This is a genomic window from Vibrio sp. OPT41, assembly GCF_015163595.1.
Classification (GTDB): domain Bacteria; phylum Pseudomonadota; class Gammaproteobacteria; order Enterobacterales; family Vibrionaceae; genus Vibrio; species Vibrio alginolyticus.
Window position 1 is genome coordinate 453,961 of sequence record NZ_JADDYH010000038.1, and the last position, 7,344, is coordinate 461,304.

Sequence of the window (7,344 nt, forward strand, 5' to 3'; positions counted from 1 at the left end):
AATAGAAGGATAAGATTATGACTAATATGACCCGTCGCGGATTTCTAAAAGGCACTGGTATGGCGGCTGGTGCAATGGCATTCACTTCATTTGCACCTATGTCTGTTGCTTCTTCTAATGCTCGCGGCAAAGGCATTCTAACGGCGGGCCGCATGGGCCCAATGCTGTGTGAAGTGCAAGACGGTAAGTTGGTTTCGACTACTAATGCTCTTCCACAAACTGTACCAAATAGTCTACAAACTACTGGGCCTGACCAAGTGCATACCAAGGCGCGTGTGAAGTACCCAATGGTACGTAAAGGCTACTTGGCAAACCCATCGTCGCCAGAAGGTGTGCGCGGTAGTGATGAGTTTGTGCGTGTGTCTTGGGATGAGGCTTACAAGCTGATCCACGAACAGCACATGCGAATTCGCAAAGAATATGGCCCGGCTTCTGTGTTTGCAGGCTCTTACGGCTGGCGTTCAAGTGGCGTGCTGCACAAAGCACAAACCTTGCTGCAACGTTACATGAGCATGGCGGGTGGCTATTCAGGCCACTTGGGTGACTACTCAACGGGTGCTGCGCAGATCATCATGCCGCACGTTGTGGGCTCTATCGAAGTGTACGAGCAACAAACCACGTACCCAGTGGTATTAGAGCACAGCGATGTGGTTGTGCTTTGGGGCTTAAACCCAATCAACACTCTAAAAATCGCGTGGAGCTCAACAGACTGTGCTGGTCTTGAATTCTTCCATCAATTGAAAAAATCAGGCAAGACGGTTATTGCGATTGACCCAATTCGTTCTGAAACCATCGAGTTCTTTGGCGAGAATGCGGAGTGGATTGCTCCTCACCCAATGACCGACGTGGCAATGATGATGGGTATCGCACACACCTTGGTGAAACAAGGTAAGCACGATAAAGCCTTCCTCGATAAATACACCGCAGGTTACGACAAGTTTGAAGCGTACCTGATGGGCGAAGAAGACGGCGTAGAAAAATCAGCAGAATGGGCATCACAAATCTGTGGCGTACCTGCGAAGCAACTTGAGCTACTGGCTGACATCTTCAGTAAAAACCGCACCATGCTGATGGCGGGTTGGGGCATGCAGCGCCAACAATACGGTGAGCAGCGTCACTGGATGCTGGTTACACTGGCAACGATGTTGGGTCAAATCGGTTTACCGGGCGGTGGTTTTGGTTTCTCTTACCACTACTCAAACGGTGGTAACCCTGCTCGTGACGCTGGAGTACTTCCTGCGATTTCGGCATCGCTGGGTGGCGGCTCTTCTGCGGGGAACGACTGGGCGGTGTCTGGCGCGGTGCAAAGCTTCCCTGTGGCGCGTATTGTCGAGGCGTTGGAAAACCCAGGTCAATCCTACCATCATAACGGTCATGAACTGACGTTCCCGGACATCAAGATGATTTGGTGGGCCGGTGGTGCGAACTTTACTCACCACCAAGACACCAACCGTTTGATTAAAGCGTGGCAAAAGCCAGAGCTTATCGTTATCTCTGAACCATACTGGACGGCGGCTGCGAAGCATGCGGACATCGTTCTGCCAATCACCACATCGTTCGAGCGTAACGACTTAACGATGACGGGTGACTACAGTAACCAACACTTGGTGCCAATGAAGCAAGTGGTTGAGCCGCAAGGTGAAGCGCGTAATGATTTCGATGTATTCGCGGACATGGCAGAGATGCTAGCTCCGGGTGGCCGTGACGTATACACCGAAGGCAAAACTGAAATGGAATGGCTGTACGGCTTCTACAAGGCGGCGCAACAAGGTGGCCGTGGCTCTCGCGTAGCAATGCCGAACTTCAGCAAGTTCTGGGAAGATAACCAACTGATCGAGATGAAGTGGAACGAGAAGAACGCACAGTTTGTTCGTTACGCAGATTTCCGTGAAGACCCGATCATGAATCCACTCGGTACACCAAGTGGTAAGATCGAAATCTTCTCGAAAACCATTGAAGGTTATCAGTTGGAAGACTGTCCTCCACACCCAACGTGGATGGCACCAACCGAGTACACTGGCAATGCAAAAGACGGCGAGTTGCAGCTAATGACCGCGCACGCAGCGCATCGTCTACACAGCCAGTTTAACTACGCGAAGATTCGCGAAGAGTACGCAATTGCAAACCGTGAACCTATTTGGATTCACCCTGAAGATGCGAAAGCGCGTGGTATTAAAACGGGCGATTTAGTTCGTGCGTTTAACAACCGTGGCCAAGTATTGGTTGGTGCAGAAGTGACTGACCGAATCAAGCAAGGTTCAGTGTGTATTCATGAAGGCGGCTGGCCGGATCTGGATCCTAAAACCGGCATTTGTAAGAACGGCGGTTGTAACGTGTTAACGTTGGATATTCCGACCTCTCGACTTGCAAACGGCTGTGCGGCGAACTCGGCACTGGTTCGTATTGAAAAATACACTGGCCCAGAATTAGAACTAACAGCGTTTGAACCACCAAGAAATGGCTAGAAAAAAGTAGCGATTGAAAGCAAGAAGCCAGCGAATCGCTGGCTTCTTTTTATCTAGTCATCGTTCACATTAGCGCGAAGCGAGAGAAACAAACGGCATCTGTTTCTTAATCTGAAATGTCGGGAGTAAAAGTAAATACAATCGCGACAAACAAGACCGAGCCTATTAAATCTTCAGGGCGATGCATGCCCAGCCATAAGCGGCTATATGCGACGCTCATTCCCCACATCCACAATGACAGTGCAGAGATATAGCACTTGTTCTGTAAGAACAAACCACCAAAGAAAGCCAAACAAATCGAAACGAAAATCGTATGGCCGGATGGGAAAGAATAGTCTTTCTCGCCTTGCCAATGGCGCGTTCGCCAATCACTGACGTGTTCAGAAATCTGGTTAATTACGTTGGCTTGCTGCTTTGTATCCAACTGATAAAACGCTTCTGGGTGCTCAATCAATTGCTCTGCAGCAAGCAGTTCGGCGTAGGGACGCGGGCTTTCTGTCATCAGTTTTAGCCCCGTTTTGCTGGCAAAACCAATCACCAGTAACAACCCTAACATTGAGAGTTTTTGTATCCACTCAATGCGACTTGGTTTAAAGCGAAATAAAGAAAGCAGTAGCAGTGTTAACGTAATTAAAAAACCTTTGCTACCAGCAGAATCTGTGAGCAAAGTAAAAGTAATACCCAGACTTTCAGGCACCTGTGAAGTGAGATTGTGATAAGAGCCAAACAGCGACATTGGGATGATGCCAAGAACAAACAAGGCGAGCATCATCAATCCATATTTTTTGGTTTTCATTGAGAGCGTTTTGTTTTTATTGAGGGTTATTCAACCACGTGAAAATAAGGGGCTTATCTTACGTTATCTGGCGTGAAAAACTTATCAACGCTCTGTCAATTTGACGAGAGAATGAAGGTTGAGTGATGAATTGATGACATTTATCCGGAGGGTAAAGGCGCTCATCCTTAAGCGTTGGGGTCTTAATCCATCAGAGAAAGTAAGTACTCTGCTGCTTTGGTTGGGTTTTCTGCATGACAAATGGCAGAAACCAAAGCCAAACCATGTACACCTGTCGCACTCAGGGCAGGAATGTTGGTTTCGTTGATGCCACCAATCGCGACGATTGGTAAGGGCGTGGTGTTCAGCGCCATCTTCAAACCTTCAATACCCCAGTGTTTTTTGGTGTTGGTTTTGGTCGGCGTAGCGAAGATGGCACTCAAGCCGATGTAATCAATGGGCAGAGAATCCGCCTCTGCCAGCTGATCTTCAGTCTCAATTGATAAGCCGAGGATTTTGTTTGGTCCAATCAACTCACGAGCGATAGTTGCGGGCATGTCTGATTGCCCGAGGTGAACCCCATCGGCATCAACTGCCAGTGCAACATCAACGCGGTCATTGATGATCAAAGGCACATTGGTATCTTTAAGGATGTCTTTCACGGCTTGAGCACGTTCGATAAACGCACGCACATCGCCGTGTTTTTCGCGGACTTGTACCATGGTCACGCCACCTTGCACGGCTTTTCTCACAACACGCTTTAGTGTGGCTAAATCTTGTTGGTCATCGGTGACCAAATATAAACGATAGGCGTTCATTTTGTTTCCTTTGGGCCTCTCATCTACAGGGAGTGAGAGGCCGGTATTTGTTAGAGAAAGCTTAACTCACTTGGAGTTTTAGGCGTTTTGCCAGTGTTTCTTCATCCAGTTGGTAAAGCTCATCCAACAGGTTCATTTGCAGACTGCCTGGCCCTCGCGCTTGCTCAGCCGCAATTTCACCCACAACGCCCAGTACCGCCGCGGCAGCAAGTCCGGAGTGATCACCAACAGCAGCGAAAGCACCCGTCAGTGCCGTTAGTGTGCAGCCCATTCCGGTTACGTATGGCATCATCTCGTGACCGTTGTTTAGCTGCACAGTTTGCTCTTTCGTGATGATGTAATCAGTCTCGCCAGAAATCACCACACTTGCACCATACTCTGAAACTAAGAAGTTCGCTGCGCCAAGTGCTGCGTCGCTGCTGTCTAACGCATCGACGCCTTTGCTTTGTGCTTGTTCGCCAGCGAGACCGATGATTTCTGAGGCGTTACCACGAATGATCAACTTGTCGGCAAGGCGTGCGATCTCACGTGATGTCTCGGTACGTAGTGAGCTTGCTCCGCAACCGACAGGGTCGAGTACAACGATTTTACCGTTGGCATTGGCTTGCTCTACGGCATAGCTCATGCGCGGTGTCCAAACGCTGTCTAGGGTACCGATGTTGATAACCAGTGCGCCAGCGAACGACATCATCTCTGCCATCTCTTGTTTGGAGTGCGCCATGATTGGAGAAGCGCCGATCGCTAATAGTGCGTTTGCTGTGTTATTCATCACCACGTAGTTAGTGATGTTGACGACTAACGGCTTTTGCTGGCGTACTGCGGTTAATGCTTGGGTGATTTGTTCAATTAACATGAGACTCTCCGATTAATCTTGCTGAGCGTTCAGACCTTGTTGCCAGAATGCTACTTCCATACGCGTTGCGGTTTTGAATACCTGAATCAGGTTTTGACCACGCTGACTATTGATGTCGATTTCCGCCAATAACTGGTTAAAGTGTTCTGCACCTTTTGCGACACCAGATTGGAACTCCTCACCACCGTAGAGATTAATCCAACTTGCGTATGGATTGCCTTCGATTACTGTCTTTTCATCTTCAATCAGCATCTTACCGATAACGGCATAACCGATAGAGCATGGCGCTAGTGCCGCGTATAGATCAACAAGATCGCCCGTCATGCCAGCATCCAATACATAACGGGTGTAAGCTACTGTGCCGAAATCTTCTGGCTCGTTTTCTAAGTTGGATTCCGTCAGTCCCCATTGCTCACAGTAAGTCACGTGGTGGGCGATTTCAGAATCTAGCAATGCATGTACGCTTGGTAGGGCACGGCGCATGTCATCCAAAGTACGCGCTTTGTAGATCGCTAATGCGTAAGCTCGTGCGTACTGTTTTAGGAAAAGAAAATCCTGTTTTAGGTAATGTAGAAAACAAGGCTGAGCCAGAGTGCCTTGCGCCAATTGCTGCACGAAAGCATGCTCAGTGTATTCTTGCCAATCTTGGTGGCAAGCGTCGATCAAATCTTGGTATTTCATTATGGGTATCTCGTTATCAAAAGACCCTAGGCTTAGATCCTAAGGCCAGTAGAATTAGTCAAAGCTCGGTACGTAATCTTTCGCTTTTGGCAGTGTTTCGATGATGTTTTGTGAATACATGAACTCGGCATAATCATCGTAGCGTTTCAGATCTACTGCAGATGGACGAAGAGCGAAACGAGTTAGTGTGTCATTCCAAGCGCGCTGGTTAAGCTCGTTGTTGAGGGTGTCTGGTGAATAAGCCACAAACTCTTTCCAAGATTCTTTTGGATGGTTAACGATGTAAGTGGTCGCTTGCTCCAGTGCTTTGTTGAATGCCTTGATGGCTTCTTTGTCGTAGGTTTTTGCATTGGCTACGAAGACTAACTCGTCATACGCTGGCACGCCGTGTTCTTCAGGGAAGAAGGCTTTAGCTTTATAACCTTCTAGTGCAAGTTGGTTGGTTTCGAAGTTACGTAGACCACCCCAAATCGCATCCACCTTGCCAGACGCAAGAGACGAAGATAGCGCCCAACCTACGTTGATGATTTGTACGTCAGAAAACTTCACATTCTCTTGAGCTAACATAGTGCCGATTGTTGCTTCTTCGTTGCCTGCGATCGCAATACCGATCTTCTTACCTTTTAAGTCGCCAAGGTTTTCATTCTTACCGTTGTCCAACACCATCAGCGTGTTGAGTGGCGTAGCAATCAAAGTCGCAGAGCGGATTAATGGCAAACCCGCCGCGACATCGATAGTTAGGCTTGGCTGGTAAGAAATCGCCATGTCGACCTTGCCAGCAGCGACCAACTTAGGTGGCGTACTTGGATCTGCAGGCTCTTGAATGTTGACCTTCAAACCTTGTTCTTTGAAGTAACCGCGCTCTTTGGCAATCACGATAGGACCATGGTTTGGATTGACGAACCAATCCAACATCAGTGTCATCTCTTTTTCAGCTGCAAGCACGTTGGTTGATACCACTGAAGCGAGTAGAGCAGCAGCGCTCACAAGTTTGTTTTTATTCACGGGGTTCTTCCTTTTCTTTCCCAATTTTCTTTGGTTATTTTCTGTAATTACTTGCTTTCCCAAGGGATGGCTTTTTTCAATAATTTATCGGTGATGAAGTAGAGTGAGATAGACAGCACGGCGAGGATAAACAGCGCCGCAAACATCTCGTCAATGATCATGCGAGCGTTAGCTTGGAGCATCAGATAACCCAAGCCTTCACTTGAACCTACCCACTCACCGACCACTGCTCCAATTGGCGCAATAACGACGGCAACACGAATACCTGAAGCTAACGTTGGTAGCGCGGCTGGCAATTGAATATGACGAAGTAGCTGCCATTTCGACGCGCCCATGGTCTTGGCAAGATCGAGGTAACCTGTTGGTGTATTGCGTAAGCCGTCATAGCAACATGTCGTGACGGGGAAAAAGATGATGATCGCTGCCATGACGACTTTCGATGCAATACCGTAACCCAGCCAAAGCATGAGCACTGGCGCGATGGCGAACACAGGGATCGCTTGGCTAGCAATCAGAATAGGCAGTAACCAACGCTTCAGCGGCTCAAACATCAGCATTTGCAATGCGAACAGCAAACCCATCGATAATCCAAGCGCCAAGCCAAGTAAGATCTCTTGCGCAGTAACCCAAGTATGTTTGAGCAGGATATCGTAACGAGTGACCAATCTATCCAGCACTTCAATTGGTGAAGGTAAGATGAAGCCTGGCATGTCGAATACCACCACAACCAACTGCCACAATCCCAAG

Annotated in this window: 6 protein-coding genes and 1 pseudogene; 1 reads left to right on the plus strand and 6 read right to left on the minus strand. The window is 48.4% G+C overall.

Translation table 11 applies throughout. The features are described 5' to 3' along the window. The first annotated feature begins 17 nt into the window (after nt 1-17). Entirely contained in the window at nt 18-2,465 is a 2,448-nt protein-coding gene (locus tag IQP38_RS18165; RefSeq protein WP_193837836.1) for a trimethylamine-N-oxide reductase 2, read from the plus strand. Between the two features lie 69 nt (nt 2,466-2,534). Here the strand turns inward: IQP38_RS18165 and IQP38_RS18170 are convergent. From IQP38_RS18170 to IQP38_RS18195, 6 genes and pseudogenes are all read right to left on the minus strand, one after another. Next, nucleotides 2,535-3,261: pseudogene (locus IQP38_RS18170) on the minus strand (phosphatase PAP2 family protein). A 182-nt stretch (nt 3,262-3,443) separates the two neighbouring features. Then, entirely contained in the window at nt 3,444-4,058 is a 615-nt protein-coding gene (gene thiE, locus IQP38_RS18175; RefSeq protein WP_193837837.1) for a thiamine phosphate synthase, read from the minus strand. A gap of 61 nt (nt 4,059-4,119) precedes the next feature. Continuing rightward, entirely contained in the window at nt 4,120-4,911 is a 792-nt protein-coding gene (thiM, locus tag IQP38_RS18180) for a hydroxyethylthiazole kinase (RefSeq protein WP_005374295.1), read from the minus strand. 12 nt (nt 4,912-4,923) lie between these two features. Further along, entirely contained in the window at nt 4,924-5,592 is a 669-nt protein-coding gene (gene tenA, locus IQP38_RS18185) for a thiaminase II (protein WP_054575242.1), read from the minus strand. 54 nt (nt 5,593-5,646) lie between these two features. Beyond that, nucleotides 5,647-6,597, minus strand: a complete 951-nt coding sequence (locus IQP38_RS18190; RefSeq protein WP_054575241.1) for an ABC transporter substrate-binding protein — start codon at nt 6,595-6,597, stop codon at nt 5,647-5,649. A 47-nt stretch (nt 6,598-6,644) separates the two neighbouring features. Next, a partial coding sequence (locus IQP38_RS18195; RefSeq protein WP_228010106.1) for an ABC transporter permease occupies nt 6,645-7,344 on the minus strand: 700 nt, incomplete at its 5' end.